Source organism: Novipirellula aureliae (assembly GCF_007860185.1).
In the GTDB taxonomy this organism is placed as follows: Bacteria; Planctomycetota; Planctomycetia; order Pirellulales; family Pirellulaceae; genus Novipirellula_A; species Novipirellula_A aureliae.
On the sequence record NZ_SJPY01000001.1, the window covers coordinates 501,119 to 517,544 of the forward strand.

The 16,426-nt window shown below is 53.5% G+C and carries 11 protein-coding genes; 5 read left to right on the top strand and 6 right to left on the bottom strand.

Annotation, left to right across the window (positions count from 1 at the left end; translation table 11 throughout):
- Nucleotide 1 precedes the first annotated feature (1 nt).
- Complete coding sequence (locus Q31b_RS01965) at nt 2-3,469, bottom strand: DUF7932 domain-containing protein (RefSeq protein WP_146597983.1); 3,468 nt, start codon at nt 3,467-3,469, stop codon at nt 2-4.
- A gap of 277 nt (nt 3,470-3,746) precedes the next feature.
- On the opposite strand from Q31b_RS01965, the gene Q31b_RS01970 reads away from it, so the two are divergent.
- Entirely contained in the window at nt 3,747-4,553 is an 807-nt protein-coding gene (locus Q31b_RS01970) for a hypothetical protein (protein WP_146597984.1), read from the top strand.
- A gap of 36 nt (nt 4,554-4,589) precedes the next feature.
- On the opposite strand, the gene Q31b_RS01975 is transcribed toward Q31b_RS01970, so the two are convergent.
- From Q31b_RS01975 to Q31b_RS01985, 3 genes are all read right to left on the bottom strand, one after another.
- Complete coding sequence (locus Q31b_RS01975; protein WP_146597985.1) at nt 4,590-5,825, bottom strand: PQQ-like beta-propeller repeat protein; 1,236 nt, start codon at nt 5,823-5,825, stop codon at nt 4,590-4,592.
- 495 nt (nt 5,826-6,320) lie between these two features.
- Nucleotides 6,321-9,347 (bottom strand): VWA domain-containing protein, encoded by a 3,027-nt coding sequence (locus Q31b_RS01980; protein ID WP_146597986.1) that lies wholly within the window; start codon nt 9,345-9,347, stop codon nt 6,321-6,323.
- Between the two features lie 134 nt (nt 9,348-9,481).
- Nucleotides 9,482-9,805 carry a calmodulin-binding protein gene (locus tag Q31b_RS01985; RefSeq protein WP_146597987.1) on the bottom strand — a complete coding sequence of 108 codons (324 nt, stop codon included), beginning with the start codon at nt 9,803-9,805 and terminating at the stop codon, nt 9,482-9,484.
- Nucleotides 9,806-10,100: 295 nt separating this feature from the next.
- On the opposite strand from Q31b_RS01985, the gene Q31b_RS01990 reads away from it, so the two are divergent.
- From Q31b_RS01990 to Q31b_RS02000, 3 genes are all read left to right on the top strand, one after another.
- A complete protein-coding gene (locus tag Q31b_RS01990) occupies nt 10,101-11,453 on the top strand; it encodes a hypothetical protein (RefSeq protein WP_197170768.1) in 1,353 nt (450 codons plus the stop codon).
- A 68-nt stretch (nt 11,454-11,521) separates the two neighbouring features.
- Nucleotides 11,522-12,220: a DUF3299 domain-containing protein gene (locus Q31b_RS01995; protein ID WP_231617231.1), complete on the top strand. Its 699-nt coding sequence runs from the start codon at nt 11,522-11,524 to the stop codon at nt 12,218-12,220.
- A 121-nt stretch (nt 12,221-12,341) separates the two neighbouring features.
- Entirely contained in the window at nt 12,342-12,878 is a 537-nt protein-coding gene (locus Q31b_RS02000) for a DUF3299 domain-containing protein (protein WP_231617232.1), read from the top strand.
- A 20-nt stretch (nt 12,879-12,898) separates the two neighbouring features.
- Here Q31b_RS02000 and Q31b_RS02005 read toward each other — a convergent pair whose 3' ends face one another.
- Both Q31b_RS02005 and Q31b_RS02010 read right to left on the bottom strand, forming a co-directional pair.
- Nucleotides 12,899-14,209, bottom strand: a complete 1,311-nt coding sequence (locus tag Q31b_RS02005) for a cytochrome-c peroxidase (protein ID WP_390622304.1) — start codon at nt 14,207-14,209, stop codon at nt 12,899-12,901.
- Nucleotides 14,210-14,469: 260 nt separating this feature from the next.
- Entirely contained in the window at nt 14,470-15,558 is a 1,089-nt protein-coding gene (locus Q31b_RS02010; protein WP_146597988.1) for a sugar kinase, read from the bottom strand.
- Nucleotides 15,559-15,728: 170 nt separating this feature from the next.
- Between Q31b_RS02010 and Q31b_RS02015 the strand changes: the two genes are divergently transcribed.
- Entirely contained in the window at nt 15,729-16,394 is a 666-nt protein-coding gene (locus tag Q31b_RS02015; protein ID WP_146597989.1) for a bifunctional 4-hydroxy-2-oxoglutarate aldolase/2-dehydro-3-deoxy-phosphogluconate aldolase, read from the top strand.
- Nucleotides 16,395-16,426: the final 32 nt, after the last annotated feature.

Genomic DNA, 16,426 nt, shown 5'->3' on the forward strand with positions numbered 1-16,426 from the left:
TTCATGTGCTGGTAGGCGTGGAAACGGACTCAGGTGTTGCTTGCTCGGTTGCGAGCGGGACCAGTAATTCGGATCGTTGTTTGGCAACTTCATATTCCAATTGCGCCCGTGCCACATCCGCTTGCTGCTCGCGCTTGACCAAATGGTCGTAGACTTCGCCTGACATCACCCGGTCGGTTTCCTGCAACAACTCGGGGTCGTAGGTAAGTCCAGGAAACGTTTGTGCCGACGTATACTTATTGAGCGAGACATTCTGTTTTCGCAGTTCGGATTCGGTCTGCTCGATCAACTTGTCCGCCAAATCACGAGCCGCTCCTTGCGGCACTTTGTTCTTCGCGGTTCCAAATGGATCGTAGTCATCGGGTGCCGTCCATTTGTCCCACCAAGTCATTTTCTGGCCGAAGATGCTAGCGCTGATCCGATCCACCCGATTGACCATGTACTTTGATACCGCACGACTGCGTTTGAACAACGCGGTTGGAATGAACAACGAATCCCAGATCGTTTTGCTCCGCCAAGCCATGTAGTGAATGTTGCCTAGCAAATCAATCAAGAGTCCGATCGATGCTTCGTTCTCTTTCATTTGCTGGAACGTGACCCCGTAGTTGAGCGACCGTTCGGCGAGATAATTCAGTTTGGGCATCAGCGGGCGCACGCCACCGAGTCCCCAGGTTCGGCAGGTTCGTGCCACGTGTTGTTCGTTATAAAGATCGACTAAAATCGAGTCGATCAATTCGTGCCCGATTTGCTTGATCTCGTCATTGGTCAATGGCCGATCGATGTAATGTTCGTTGAATCGAGGAAAGGTTCGCTCGCTGACCAATCGAATAAAGCGATCGACCTTGTCTTCGAATTTCAACGCTAAGAAAATACCGTGCTTGTTTTGTTCGCTGTTGATGAAGTCCTCATCGGCCACCGCGATCGCGTCGGCTTCAAACAGGACGGCTGAGCCTTTACTCGAATCGAGAGTACGGCGGACTTCTAGTTTTCCGACTTTCCGTTTTCGAAAAAATCCCCATGACGTATCGGTATCGCCAGTGTCATAGCGGTGAACGATGACCCAGCGATGTAGCGGATCAACCTTTGTCAATTTCCGTTGTAAATCACGTGCTTCATTGACAAGCCACCGAGCATCGGGTTGGAACAAAAAAGTTCGTTTGTCGATTGGGAATTCGTGAACGCTGCCAAGAGCGGCAGCGGCAACGTCGGCCGCACCACTGGTCACCCCGCCGACCACCTCTCCACTACGGGCGACGTATTTCGATAGTTTCTTGATCCGTTTGATAAATGCCTTTTGCGTCTTCAACCCACTCGGCGATTTTTCGTCGCTGATCGGAATCAGTGAGGTTTCGAGTAATTTTTCACCACCCGTACGTGAATCGCCGACGACGTAGAACGAGATGTTGAAGTCGGCTGCCGCGCGTAAGAACTGAGACTTGGCCAATTGGTTGAACGCGGTTGTCTTTCCTGCTGCGGTAAAGTAATAGTTGTTGGGGATGATGACGGTCATCCCCGCCCAATCCTCTAAGATCGATTTGTCTTCGTTGACTTTGCGGACCAGATCCAAAAAACCGTAATAGGCAACATCCCAAACATCCAAGCCGCTACCGAAATAGTCAGCCAATTGCGTCCATTTTTGGATGTCATCGACATCGGTTTTTTGGTTCGCGATCAACAGGAAACGCGATCCTTCGTCGCGGCGATAGATTTCCGACACACGGATCGTTTCACGTCGGTAATCGATTCGTCGGTACTGGTCATGTCGATCACTCGATTGAGGGCGTTGGGCGTGCAAGTCGACGCCGAGTACGAACGCTTGATAGGCGATCACGTCGCCTGAGTCTCGAATGCCAATGCGCGTTTCGATCCAACGCGTTTCACCTGGGGCCAAATTGCGAACGGCATGCCGGAATTCTTGCTCGAGTAAATCGCAAGGACGATCGGCATCGTCGAAAAAGAGCAATTGCCCGAGATCGACGTCGCCGCCGAGCAACCGAGCACCGGTTTGCACACTGCGGAAGGTCAATGCATCGTCAAACGTTTCGCTACTGACGTTGGTGATTCCGTAACGAACGCGAGTCGATTCGCCTGGCGCTAGACTGTTGAGCGCGATCACGTCGGTCAACTCGATCGGGAATCGCACCTCGACGATTTCAGCGTTTTCAAAATTGCGAAAGGGTCGATGGATACCACTTTCCATAAACGCCACGGGGCTTATCGGATGGTCGAGTGTGAATCCGCGTTTGCGAGGTCCTGAGACAATCACGTCCGCCAATCGAAGGCGAAGCCCCGCATCGGAAAAGGTGTACGATTCATTCGGCGCAAGCGAGCGTGGTAAGACCAAGTCGATCTCGTCGCAAAGTAACCAATCGTCGGATGGCAAAAAGGTACGGATGGAGTAGTTTGGCGGTGTTGGCATGCCACCACAATTGCGCACCGTGACATTATCAACGCTGACCAAAGAGTCGGGTTCGAGAATCTCGTATTCGCTAGCGATATCGAATGAGACAAGTTCCAAATCGTAGGGGGCATCGTATTGCTGTTTCGATCCGTTTGCATGATGGACGACGATTGATAGTTTCCCATCATTGCCGCTGCGTCCATCGAGGGCTCGGCGTCGTGACGGAGCGCCATTTCGTCCGCTTGGCCCTGAAAAGCCGCCGGGGTTGCTGCGCATGACGGTTCGCGTTCGCCGCTTGCCCTGCGAATCGGTGTAGGACTGTGTTTCGGTCCAGTGGTAGCTATTGCCGCCGGGACCACCGGGACCGCCCGGGCCGCCCTTTGCTGGTTCACCGGCAAAGCCCAGGTCGCCCCCCGAGAGGTCACCTTTCATCAGCATGAGAAGGCCCAGGTTCTCCGCCTCGACGACTACCGTGATTTGTCCGCCATCGCCGCCAACCTCGCCATCGGTAGGGTTACCGGCATCACCACCGTCACCGCCCGGACCACCGTTACCGCCGCGGCTGTAGCGGGTGGCGTTGCGTCCTTTGTGTCCGCGAGCTCCCGGTTGCCCGTCGCCACCGCGTCCGCCACTGCCCGCCCGCCCGCCGGTCGCATCGATAAAGATGTAGCCTGAATCACCGATCGGGTGTGACGCTTCGATCGGTTGCCGGGAATGGCCAGGGGTCACCGCCGAACCAGAGATCGCGACGACACCACGATCGCGAGAATTTCCGCTGTAGCCAATCTCGATCGTTGCCGATGCCGCACTCTTTCCCGGTTTCGCTGGCGTTGCATCTTCGCCGTCGCGGCCATCCGCACCTGGACGGCGCACCGGATCGAAAAAACTGCGTCCGTCGATGCCATCCGCTCCGTCATCGCCCGCCAAATCGAAATGCAATAGACACTCGCGTTCGGCATCCGAATGAAAGGCACCCGAGTCGGATTGGTTTGCATTCGCAGCGGGCGGGCCCGGATGGTCGGGTGATTTCAGCAAATCTCGGAGCTGGTTGTGACGAGAAGTGTTCATAAACGGCGGAGAGGGGAGCAAAACGGTTTCGAAATTCAGCAGGCTATAGTGTATGCGATGGAGCAAGATGAGTGGGATAGGCTAACGCTTTGTCAGGGATAAGAATTAGGGTAGGGTGGCGGTAGTGGATCTCGTTAAAGATCCCCATGCGGAAGGATCTCTAACAAGATCCACGCCTCAAAGGCATCACGGATAAGGCATCACCGAGTATTCGTTATACTGGATACCGGCGAATATCCAATTGTCACTTCTTTCAAACGCTAAGATGAGCAAGTCAATGTCTGATCTAAACCGTGATATATTTTACAAGCACTCGGGGCGAATGGGCTTAGCGGTACCCGCGATTTTGATAATCGGGTTGCCCGCCGTCGCGGTATTGTCAGCCATCTATTCTTACATCGTTGTCTATTGCCCCGTGATTGGGTACGTCAATATTCTTTTTCTTGGTGGTTACATTGTCGCCGGTGGATTTGTCCTTGCGGCGCTAGCAAAAATCTCCAAATGCCGTAGTCCGATGATCCTTTTCCTGCTTGGTCTTGTCGCTGGCCTTGTCGGCCTCTATTTCGCTTGGGTCTTTTTCATTCATGCTTATGCCCGCTACGCAGGACAGCCACTGCCGATAATACCGCTCGTCCTTAGTCCTGCTGGTATCTGGGAGATGACGAAGGCGATCAATGGCGACGGTTGGTGGGGGCCGAGCGGTATCGCACAATGGGCACTCGTGAGTATCGAAGCAGTGGCAATCGTTGGCGGTTTGACTTTGTTGACGATGAACAGCATCGATCAAGAAGCGTTCTGCGAGGATTGCGGAACATGGTGCGATTCGTTTGAAACGATGTACTTGGCGATGCCAGCTGAGATTGCCGGGAAGAAGTCGTCAGAATTGAACCATTTAGAATTGCTAGCCTTAGACGAAGTCGATACATCGACTTATCCACGAATCGATGCGGAGGTTTTGCAGTGCAGTGGGTGCAAGAAGACGCAAGCGATACGCTTTAAAAAGGTCCACCAGTATATGGACGAAGGGCAACTAAAGGAATCGAGCGAAGCGATCCCAGGGATTCTGATGCAGCGGTCTTCATAACCCGCCGACGTCGTTTCCTCATTGGATTGCAAGCGATTATTTCTCGATGCAGTACAGCATCGACTTGCTTCTCAAAAACAATTGATTTCCCGCCACGGCCGGCGAAGCCATGAAGCCATCGCCGAGCGTTGTTTCGGCAAGCGGCGAGTAGCTGCGTATTGGCAGTAGCGTCAAGATTTCACCGTCCATATTGAAAAAGTAGAGTCTTCCACTGGCATAGATGGGTGAGGCGGCGAACGTACCCTGCAAACGATGTTTCCAAACGATTTCACCCGAGTCGAGCTCACGGCATGTCAAAATCCCTTCATCGGTAACCATAAAGATTAGATCGCCAACCACGATGGGTGAGGAGCGTTTTGCGACGCTCTTTTTACTCGACCAAACGATGTTCGAATCGGTGATGTTTCCTTTTCCACCCGCGAGAACAGCGACGATTGCTCCTAGTCCGTTGCTAAGCAATAGCGTGCCATCGACCAGGATAGGGCGTGCCGAGGCGTTCATGCCACCGTGGTATACCGTCCATATTTCGTTACCGGTTTGCGGATCATAAGCGATGGTTGCCACTGCACTGGGGTAAATCAGTTGGTCTTGTCCGTTTACATTGATCACTTCCGCGGTCCCGTAGGCTTTCATCTGGTCACCAATATCGGTGCCGTAATCGATGCTGCGTTTTTTTCGCCAAAGGGTCTCGCCCGTTTGGGCATCGAGAGCGACGACGAATTGGACATCAATGCCGTCGAAAGCGATGAAAATCTTGCCGTCGTATAGAATCGGCGATGACGCTGGACCGCGATAATGGTCGCACTCAAAGTCACGCCGCTCCCAGACAAGATCGGCGCTCGCGGTGTCCAGACATGCTGTTAAGTAGGCACCGAAATGAACGTAGACACGTCCCTCTTCAATCACGGGCGTCGGCGACGCGTAGCTGTTCATCGGATGGCAAGACGATGGCTCTTTGTTCTCGATAAGTACCTTGTCATGGACGATCCTACCACTCATGCGATCAATGCACACTACCGACATTCGCTTGCCATCTGCGGTTGCGGTCGTCAACCAGATTTGGTCTTTCCAAACGACGGGCGACGACCACCCCTTGCCATGAATCGGTGTTTGCCACGTGATAACGGATTGATCGATCGCGATTGGTAAATCCGCATCGGCCGCAATGCCGTCACCGGATGGTCCGCGAAACTCGGGCCACGCCGACTCATCGGCAAACGATCGGGTGGCGAGAAGCAAAGGAAAAGCTAATGCCAGTAAACGAATAAGCATGGTGTTTCGCCGTTGAAAAATGGAGTGGGTTTCAGATTGATAGTTTATACACAATTGTTTGGTCACATTCGCATTTCTTTGGGCCCGACCCAACCTGGGCAGAGCTTCTGGTTTGGGCAAGTCGTTCTAACCACTTACTTCAACCTTCCGGCGAAGCGGTCGTACGGCTTTTAACTCCAGCCAAGTCAACAACTTAACTACCCCCAAAACGGAGTTTGGGGGAGGGCGAACGCGGCGTCAAGCCTCCGTTCGGGAGGGGGGGGCCAACACGATGTGATTTGTGCAACAAGCGTAAACGCGTGCAAACAAGCACTCAAAAACCGGACGACTTTGAAGCCAGGCAGACCTCGGAAAGTCGAGTTTTCAACGAGATTTCAGAGGAGGCCCTTCCCACTTTGAAACGCCCGTTCCCGAACCTCGGCGCTTCGCTGGTCCGAGCACCCCAAACTTCGTTTGCGGAGCGTGAAGGAGTAGGGAGTTCCCCGCTTCGACGGGCTAATCTTTTCTCTTGGCTTTGCGTTTTGCTTCTAGCAGCCTTTCGGTGTAGCTCGGGCCTTCGTCGGGTTGCTGCTCAATCGTCGGTTTCGTTTTCGATGGTGCGACTCGAATGTCACCGATCGTATCGGTTGCGGATGATTCGGCTTGTTCCGCTGCGGAGGGTTCGAATCGTATGCTTGTTCGTCTCTGCTCAATCGTATTGCCTAGTGAATCTTTGCTCTTACGAAGTGCATCGAGCCGTGCCGTTGTTTGCGTTTCAACCTCGTTGGCGCTGCCGCGAAGTCGGTCAATGGTCCGCCCGACCCAGTTGAAATTGATTGCGACGCGACGAACAAAAACGTCACCAAGAAATAGTCCACAACTGACCAGCACGAACCAAGGCCATGCATCCTTGAAACTTCTGGCTAGAGACAAGCCACCGCGAAATGCGTTGGAATCGATCAGCTCTTCGCTAGGTTGTCCTTCGAGTGGCGGAAAGATCTCGCCTGGATCGCCACCACGAGGTTTGGTCGAAGCGAGTGCTTGTAACAAGGCTTGGTTCGTTTCACGGACGCGGAATTCATCGCTATAGGGAACCGTCACGCCGGTGGTCAGTGGTGCGGCACCGGGGCCAGGGATAACGTTGACAAAGTAGCTGCCAGCTTCATCCGCTGGAAAGGTACCAACATAACGTCCGGGAGCGGTTTGGCGCATTCTTAGCGGCAGCGGCTTTAAGCTGGGGTCGAGTGCGGATGCATTCATGTCCAAGAAGTTTAGAAATGAGTCGTCTTGATCGAGTGCACTGACGACCACCTGCACCTCTCCATCTCGCACCTGAGTCGCGACCGAAAATTTACCACGATCGCCGGTCGGACGCATCAGCCAACGCACCAACTGGGCATAAAACTTTTCGTACCCAGGCCACTCGGTCCAAGCCGATGCCCATCGTGCACCGGAGTCTGTGGTCAAAACGGCGGTGCGTCCGAGGCCGTAAGTCCAAACGGCCAAGATGGTCGCATTTTCAGGCGAATCGGGTTTGGGAGATTGAATCAAGACTTGTGCCAATGGGCTATCTTTGGTTTGGGTTAGGACGAACCCATTGACGTTTGGCAAGGAGCGGTCGACGCCGTCGAGCATCGCGTGTGGAAAGATGATTTCAGGCGACGCTCCACCGGGAGGTTCGTAGACCAAAGGACGCGATACACGGCGTGCTTCGCGCTGGAAGATCTTCGGCAATGCCCTGCCGTCGCGAACGGCGTAGTACTTGCCGCCCGTCGCTTGAGCGATCTCTTGCAGCCGCCGACTGTCGGACAAGCCATGCGATTCAACCGCCACGGTGCTGATCGTAATATTGTTGGTTTTAAATGATTGGATGGTCGTCGGTGATGGAGCGCTAGGATCACCGTCACTGATGATGATACAGTGTTTGATCGACGCGGGCGTTCGCGTCAAACCAGCGACGGCCATCTTCATCGCTGGGTCGAACTGAGGCATATCGCCGGGGGTCATTCGTCCGACCGCAGCGAGCATCGCTTTGCGATTCACACCGACTTCGAGCAATCCATTGCGACCACCCCAAAGCCAAGCATCGCCGTTAAAACTCCAGTGCAACACACCGGCATAGTCGGCCGGTCCAAGTTGTTCGATTGCCGAACGAGCGATCACCTTTTGCCAATAATTCCCCTCTGCCATCTCGCTGGCGTGCATGATACATGCTAACGCTCCGACCGCTTGAATCTTCGTGTTGCGAATTTTGAAATCGACCGGCATCGCTTTTTCGAGTTCCGTTCCTGCCCAATAGCCAGCACCAAATGCTTCGGGACCTCCGATCATAAATAGCCCCGCCCCGAGTTGCTGTGTGTTTCGCACCAGCATCTCGATTTGCTCGTCCGAGAAGGAACTGACCAGTTCGCTCGATTCGCCTGCGATGCGAGGTACGTTCGCCAAAATCACGGCGTCGTAAGCTTGTAGTTCTGCTAATGAGCTGAACAGATCATCGCTCGGCATCGTGACGACCTCGATGTTGTTATCACGAAGTGCTTCCGTCATCAAATCAAAGTCACCGAGGCGTGTTTTGTTCTCGATGATAAGGACGCGGCCTTTGCCTCGCACATAGGTGTAAGCGGTGGCGCTATTGTTTTGGCGGATTCCATCATCGTCGGCGGTGTCGGGAACAAATTCGGCTTCGTAAGTGTACGCCGCAGGTTGTTCAATTTGATGCCGCAATGGAAAAACGTTCTTACCACGGTCGAGCGTGACCGATTGTTCCAGCAACAGCGATTCTTCGCCGCCAACGTTTTGCTTGACTCTTAGTTTTCCATTGACCGGTTTACTAACACTTGCATCAGAGTAATTACTGATGACGACACGTGCTTCGAACGGTTGCCCCTTACGAATGTTTTCGGGCAGGTCAATCTTTTCGACAAGAACTTCGCTTTTGGCATCGAGTTGAACGGGGACAACATCGATCCCAATTCCCGATTCGGCAGCTCGAGCAGCTAGTTTTTGTGCTTGCCCGATGTTCTCGTTTCCATCGGTCACAATCACGATTCGCCGCGACGAATCTTCGGGCATCGAAGCTTGGGCTAAATTGAGCGCCGATTCCAAGTTGGTCGCATCGGTGCGATCACGTAAACTTTCAAGTCGCCTAAGCGGAGGGATGTCGTCATCAAAGGGAGGGACTTCGATCGAAGCGTCGCGGCCAAAGACGACGATCCCCGCGCGGTCTTCACGCTGGCTGTCGCGGTGCCTGCGGACGTTGCGGGTAACGTAGTCGAGCATCGCTTGCCGTTTGACTCGCGGGATACTCTCGGATTGATCGAGCAAGTACATGACCGTGACCCGGTCGCTGACCCACACCAATTGAACGCCCGCGAGAGCCAGGACGACGCACGACCAAACCGACGATCGAAATAAGAATGCCAAGAAACGGCGAAAACGACCGAGCGCGGCCAATGAGCGATAGCCAATCCACCAAACCAGTGGTAGTCCCAACAACAGCCAAAGATAGGCAGGATGGTCAAAGGAGAGGTGGAACGGAAGCATGTATGCGAACCTGCGAAATGACTAACCTTCGTATTGCGGTACGTGAATCGTACCACAAAACGAGGCTATCCATACAGTCAAGTCCGATAAGCCAAACGGGGTTCCGCTAGCCCAAACCGGGGACTCGGGTGATCTTAAAAGACGTCCAAAATAAAGTGGTGACCTTGGTGGAAGCGGCGGCTACTGGGGTAATAGTTGTGCCAATTCTTGTTGTACACCGGAATCTGCATCTCTTGCGGATAACGCTGGTACATACTGCCATTGCTTTGAAAGTACTCTTGGCTATAGAAATTTTGCGGATAGTATACGTACGGATAGTGATAGAAGCGGTTCCAGTCACGAGGACCGGGTTGGCCTCCCCATTGTTGGCCGTAGGCTCGTTGGTCGGCCGAGGCAGAGTCGGCGGTGGCGAGGCAACCACAACAGACCACAGCAGCAAGTATTAGGTGGCGGATCATTTGTTTTCTCCCACTCGGGGTCTTCGTTTTGGGTCTTCAGTCGAAAGGGGGCCACAAATTCGGACCCGCCGTGATTGTAAAAAGGTTTGCAGTATGAGTATCGGCACAATCGGTACCACCGGTTTAACGCTTCGTGATGCGAATTGTCCCTTAAATCGTTCCATACCTCGAATTTTTTGATACTCTGGGCGATCTAGGCCAAAGATCGGCTTCTCAGTTTGCCCCTGGGCCACTTATGATGTTGATATGGGTTTTACCCGTTTTGCTCAAATATCCTTCCTCCAGAGTCCATTCCATGTCGCTTCGCCTCGTTGCCACACTCGCTCTGACCATCTCTTTTGCCACCTTTACCGATAATTTTGCTCAGGCGTGCCCGTTTTGCAGTGCCGTGGGTCAAACCATTCGTCAAGAGATGTCGATCATGGATGCCGTCGTGATTGCCACGTCGCTCCCCCACCAAGTCGGTTTTGATCCTGACACGGGTGAAGTCCGGATGCGGATCGAAGAGATCCTCAAGGGCGATGACTTGGTCAAAGTGGGTCAAGAAGTCGATGTCATCCTCTATGGCGAAGTCAAAGAGGGCGAGAGGTTCATGCTCTCGGGAGTCGATCCACCCGACCTGCAGTGGTCTTGTTTGCCGTTGAGCGAACGAGCGGAAATCTACGTGCGAAAAATTCCGACGCTTCCCGAGGATGAGGGCCAGCGGTTGAGGTTTTACTACGATTACTTGCAAGACGACGAAACGATGCTCTCGAGAGACGCTTATGACGAATTCGCGATTTCTTCGTATTCTGCTTTCAAGGAGATGGGACGGATCATCGAGCACGACAAGCTAATGGAATGGATGTCGATTCCCGATCTGAGTGCCGACCGCAAACGGTTGTACTTGACGATGTTGGGGGTGGTTGGCTCCGAGCAAGATTTACCCTTTTTAGAAGCCATGATGCGAAGCAGCCAAAAGAGCAGTCGCAGCGGTCTCGATGCGCTGATCGGGTGTTATCTAACGCTGTCCGGTGAAAAGGGCTTGTCGCTGGTCAACGACTTATTCCTCGACAACAAGAAAGCGTCCTACGCTGACACGTATGCAGCCATCATGGCGATCCGATTCCACGGGACCGAGGGGGATGTGATCGCCCGCAGCGCGTTGGTCGAATCGTTGCACCTCGTCCTCGACCGCGAAGACCTGGCTGATTTGGTCATTCCCGACTTGTCGCGTTGGTCGGATTGGAGCCAAGTTGAAAAGATGAAGGAGTTATTTCTAGAAGCGGACGCGGACAACAACTGGGTGCGAGTACCCGTGGTGAACTATCTAAGGGCGTGCCCGCTACCTGAAGCGGATGAGGCACTCAAGGAGTTGGAGAAGGTTGACCCCGAGAGTATCCAGCGGGCGAGCACCTTTTTCTCGATTCCGGTCCCGGCGCAGGACACCAGCGGTGATGACGCGTCGATTCTGCGTCCATCCGATCGTTACGTAGCGGCGTCTCTCCGAGACGACGAAGCAAGCGGCGTGTTTGCAGCCGTGCGGCGAGAAAAATCGTTTGTAAACCCGCACAAATCGAACCCTTGGCATTTGTTTTACGTAGTCTCTTTAGCCCTGTCGTCCGTCATGATTGGGCAATACTTGATATTGTCGGGCGGTGCTCTCTAGCTCGCCATCGCCTCGGGTTTGCCCGTAGCGGTTTGTTTCAATCCCCAAAGGTCAATACCGATATGACTATGACTGCCGAACCAAAAATGTCGACCACAGAGCTCTACATGTCGACTTCGGACTCATCGGTCGATTTCCCCTATCGAGCACTTAGCCGGGCGGCGATTTACTCGATCTTCTTCTTCGTTTTGTCACTGCTGGGTTTGATCCCTTTGTTCGCTCCGATGATTGTCTTGGCACTGATCGGATTCGGGTTTGCGCTCGCAGGCCTACGAGCGATCCGGCGGTATCCGAATGAGTTCAGTGGTATCGGTATTGCTCGGTTTGGCATCATTGCCAATGCATCGTTGTTCGTATGTGCCTTAGCAATGCATACGTACATTTACATGACGGAGGTTCCCGAAGGATACACGCGGGTCCCGTTTTATGAGCTGAAACAACCCGACAACGCCCCCGACGTCCCGACTGAGTTTGCAATGGAAATTGATGGTGAAAATGTCTTTATCAAAGGCTATATCCATCCTTCCTCCGGTGGTGGATTGCTAAGACAATTCATTTTGGTGCCCGACCTTGGCACATGTTGTTTCGGCGGCCAGCCGCGAAGCACGGCGATGATCGAGGTAACCGTGACAGGCGGAAAGAGCGTCGAGGGAGGAATGACGAAGCGGAAATTGGCTGGCAAATTTATTCTTAACCGCGTTCCACAAAAGAAGACTGACTTTGACAACATTGTGTTCTATCGCTTAAAAGCTGACCAAGTCCAGTAAGTTCAGTGTTCAGTGTTCAGTAAGTCCAGTAAGTTCAGTAGCCGTGTCTCTCTGAGAGGCGAATCGCAGCGGTGTCTCGGAGAGACACCGCGACTTGTTCCACAAACCCTTGGGTATTGTTTTGACATTTTTACTCGCTCGCCATCGCCAAGCCGTTGCCCTTTTGATGTTCGTTTTTCTCTCGAGCATGGCAACGGCTCAGGAGGAGGAGACTCGCAAGCCGGTTGAGATTCGCAAGAGCAGCGAAGCATCGATTGCGAAGGGGGATATCACCTTTGATGATCTACAGTTTGAGATCACGAAGGATGCCTCCTTCGAAAAAGGGATGTTAAGCAAAGACGTCAAACGGCTTGATGGGTTGAAGGTCAAACTTCGCGGCTACATTTTGCCGAGCACCTTGTTCAAAGAAACCGATATCGAGCAATTCGTTTTGGTTCGTGACAACCAAGAATGTTGTTTTGGTCCCGGTGCGGCATTGTTCGACTGCGTGATCATTGAAATGCTTCCCGGCCGGACGACCGATTTTGTGACTCGCCCCGTCACGGTGACGGGGAAGTTCAAAATCGAAACGGAAAAGTACAAATATCCTGGCGGCAAAGGGCCTGGCGGGGCCAGCCATTTTGCGATCTTCAAAATTGCTGGCGAATCGGTAAAGTAGTCAATCAACGACTTGGGCCGCTATTCGGGCAACCTGCCTTGCTCGACCATTGGGAAATCGCCCGTCAAGCCTTCCACCATGAACGCAACCAAGTCCTTCTTCTCTTGCTCGGTCAGGTTTAGCTTCATCATTTTGTCGCTGAGCCAAGGGTTGGCGTGTCCGCCGAGGTCATACCATTCGATCACTTCTTCGAGTGTTGCTTGGCTACCATCGTGCATGTAGGGCGGCGAAGCGGCGACATTTCGCATCGTTGGCGTTTTGAATGCGCCACGATCCTTGTCTTCTTTCGTGATTTCATAACGTCCAAGGTCAGGCTTCTCTGCGTCCATTCCAACGCCAATATTGTGATATTGTTCGTCCGTGAAATTCGCACCGGCGTGACAAGCGGTACAGTTCGCTTTTCCAAACGTCAACTCCATTCCTCGCTCGGCCGATTCACTCATCGGGTGTTTCGCATACGCGGCTTTCAACGCATCGTATTGCTCCTTCAATTCCGGTTCTTCATCCAAGTAATCCAGGTCCTCGGCAAACGTTTTTTCAAACTGTTTTAGTGGAGCATAGTAGTCATAAGGTGCTGGCCCGGTCACGATTGCTCGTTCGAAGGTTGCAAGAGCTTTACCCACATTCTCGATCGTTAATCCATCGGGGAAAATCGCATTGAATTGAAGTTTGTAACCTGGGATCGCGGTCAGACATTCGACACAGGTTGAATGTGTATTTCCCATTTCGATCGGGTTTTCGATCGGACCAACGGCTTGCTCTTCGAGCGATGCGGCGCGTCCGTCGTGGAATTGAGCTTTGCTCAAAATGCGATTGTAAGCGACGGGTGAATTGCGATTTCCCTCTTGATCACGCACACCAATCCCGAACTGCGTATTGGCACCGTAGCCTTGGTCTGGGTCGTGGCAAGACGCACATGAAATGGTGGAGTCCGAAGAGAGACGAGGATCGAAATAAAGTTGTCGCCCCAATTCGATCTTCGCTCGGGTCATTGGATTGTCGGCTGGTATGTGGAGATTCGCTTTCGCGGCATCAAGCCCCTGTGGAAGCGATACCTCGAGGGTCTCGTGGACGCTGGGGTTTGCCAACCATTCCATCAATTCCTCTGTCGTCAAATCACCTCCGCTAGAATCACTGGTTTGGGGAATGCCGGTAAGCAGGTCTCCTTCCCCAAGCACCACTTGGTTGGACATCGCTTTCGATGCGGTTGGTAGATCGGCCATCGCGACCGAATGAGCACTGACAAGCAGTATCGCTACCGAGAGCGTTAGAGAGCATACGCTTGGACAGGTGGTTGGCAACAACGGTTTGGTCAAATGACGATTGCACATAAAAGTCATCTCGTGGTGGTAAGGAGGTAGGAAGGGGGGCAGCATTCGGATCAAGCGGCCCATTGTAACCGAGTTGTCCCGCGGTTTCATCTATTGGCTCAGCGAATTCAGGCAGCCTCGCCGCGGGTGTCGCTCTGTTCCCCGAGCGGAAAGCGTTCACCGGCTGGCTCGTTCCAAGTTACGAACCCAGGTCTTTCGATTTTCAGCAGCCGAGATTTTTTCCGCCCCAAACGAGACGGGTTGACTACGTCGACAAGCCACTAACGGACGACTCGCCCGCTCGTGCTGCCGCCCATTAACGATTCCACTTCCGCACGTGTCGAATAGTTGACGTCGCCGAGAATGCTGTGTTTCAGACAGGATGCGGCGACGGCGAAACGGAGTGCCGTTTGTGGTTCGCTTAGCTCATCGGTCGTCAACGCAAAAATCAGTCCTGCGGCAAAGGAATCCCCGCCACCCACACGATCAACGATGTTCTTAATCGAATAAGCATGGTAGTTGCCGTTTTCGTCGAGCGGGGCAAAGTACGGTTGGTCGCTAGACGCGTCATAGAGCATTGCACCCCAATTGTTGTGCGAAGCCGAGATACTTTCGCGTAGCGTGATGCCAACCTTTTTGACATTGGGGAACTGAGCTACCAATTGTCGAGCGACGTCGGGGTAGCGACGGGTATCGAGAATCCCACTTTCCACATTCGTCTCGTGGGCGTGAATGCCTAGTACATCGGCGCAGTCCTCTTCGTTGGCAATCACGACATCGAGATAAGGCAGTAGTTTTCGCATCGTTTGCTCGGCCAATTCACGAGGTTTTTTCGACGCCTCCCATTGCCAAAGCTTTTTGCGAAAATTCAGGTCACAGGACACGGTGACTCCCGCAGCCTGTGCGCGCTCAGCGGCCACCCGTGTTGCCTCGGCGGCGGTTGCTGACAACGCAGGCGTGATCCCGCTGAGGTGCAACCAGGATGCGTCGACGAAGATCTGGTCCCAATCATATTCGTCCGCTGGCGTGATCGAGATCGAGGAATCCGCACGGTCGTACACGACGTTACTCGGTCTTTGGTTGGCACCGGTTTCCAAAAAGTACAGACCCAACCGACCGCGGTCGGTACGCACAACCGAATGGGTATCGATGCCAACCGAGCGGAGGGTGTCGATGGTTGCATCGGCGAGAACATGCTTGGGCAGCGCGGTCACGAATCGTGCTTGGCCGCCAAAGTTACAAATCGATGACGCAACACTGGCTTCTGCACCGGCATAGATGACGTCAAATTGACGGGTTTGTCGTAAGCGTAAATGGCCGGGGGTTGCCAAGCGGCACATGATTTCGCCAAAGGTTACAATCGTGTTCATAGTCTTGCGTGAGTGGGATGTAGCGATGTCGAGAATTGGAACCGATTATCTTACAATGGTCAGAGGCAACCACAAGTGTTGCTGTTTCACCGCGAGGGCATCGCCCCGCGAACGCGTCACAAAAACGCGTCCCTACGGGCGCGCAGCAAACGAAACAAAGGATGAACAACATGAAATCACTATTTTCAGCCGACTTGCTCCAGCGAATCGAGAGGTGTGCTGTGATCGCCGTCCTCGTGATCGACCGCGTGGAGCATGGTCCTCCATTGGCCAAAGCACTTCTAGCGGGTGGGATCGATGTGATGGAATTGACGCTTCGGACCCCCGAGGCCATTGGGGCCCTGCAGGCGATTCGCGCCGAGGTTCCTGAGATGGTCGCAGGGATTGGCACGATTTTGACGGCGGAGCAAGTCGACGAGGTGGTTGCCGCCGACGCCGCCTTTGGAGTCGCCCCCGGCTTCAATCGTCGCGTCGTTGAAAAAGCACAAGAGCGAGGTTTGCCTTTTGCACCAGGCGTCACAACCGCGTCGGAAATCGAGGCAGCTGCCGAAATGGGATGCCGAGAACTGAAGTTTTTTCCAGCCCAGCCAAGTGGCGGAATGGCCTATCTGTCAGCCACCGCAGCACCCTACGCGCATCTCGGTTTGCGATTCATTCCGCTCGGTGGTTTGAACATGGGTAATATGGCGGACTATCTGAAAAGCGACTTGGTTGCGGCGATTGGCGGATCATGGATCGCACCAAGGAATCTCATCAAACAAGAGGACTGGTCTGCAATTACCGACAACGCTGCCGAGGCAAAACGGCTAATTGAGCGGATCAAGGCTGCTAGCTGAGTGTTTTGCTCCTGTTTTCCGCAGGGAATTTG

What these genes read in the sequence shown, in the direction of transcription:
- Q31b_RS01965 (WP_146597983.1), bottom strand. Translation starts at nt 3,469, where the DNA reads ATGAACACTTCTCGTCACAACCAGCTCCGAGATTTGCTGAAATCACCC.
- Q31b_RS01970 (WP_146597984.1), top strand. Translation starts at nt 3,747, where the DNA reads ATGTCTGATCTAAACCGTGATATATTTTACAAGCACTCGGGGCGAATG.
- Q31b_RS01975 (WP_146597985.1), bottom strand. Translation starts at nt 5,825, where the DNA reads ATGCTTATTCGTTTACTGGCATTAGCTTTTCCTTTGCTTCTCGCCACC.
- Q31b_RS01980 (WP_146597986.1), bottom strand. Translation starts at nt 9,347, where the DNA reads ATGCTTCCGTTCCACCTCTCCTTTGACCATCCTGCCTATCTTTGGCTG.
- Q31b_RS01985 (WP_146597987.1), bottom strand. Translation starts at nt 9,805, where the DNA reads ATGATCCGCCACCTAATACTTGCTGCTGTGGTCTGTTGTGGTTGCCTC.
- Q31b_RS01990 (WP_197170768.1), top strand. Translation starts at nt 10,101, where the DNA reads ATGTCGCTTCGCCTCGTTGCCACACTCGCTCTGACCATCTCTTTTGCC.
- Q31b_RS01995 (WP_231617231.1), top strand. Translation starts at nt 11,522, where the DNA reads ATGACTGCCGAACCAAAAATGTCGACCACAGAGCTCTACATGTCGACT.
- Q31b_RS02005 (WP_390622304.1), bottom strand. Translation starts at nt 14,209, where the DNA reads ATGTGCAATCGTCATTTGACCAAACCGTTGTTGCCAACCACCTGTCCA.
- Q31b_RS02010 (WP_146597988.1), bottom strand. Translation starts at nt 15,558, where the DNA reads ATGAACACGATTGTAACCTTTGGCGAAATCATGTGCCGCTTGGCAACC.
- Q31b_RS02015 (WP_146597989.1), top strand. Translation starts at nt 15,729, where the DNA reads ATGAAATCACTATTTTCAGCCGACTTGCTCCAGCGAATCGAGAGGTGT.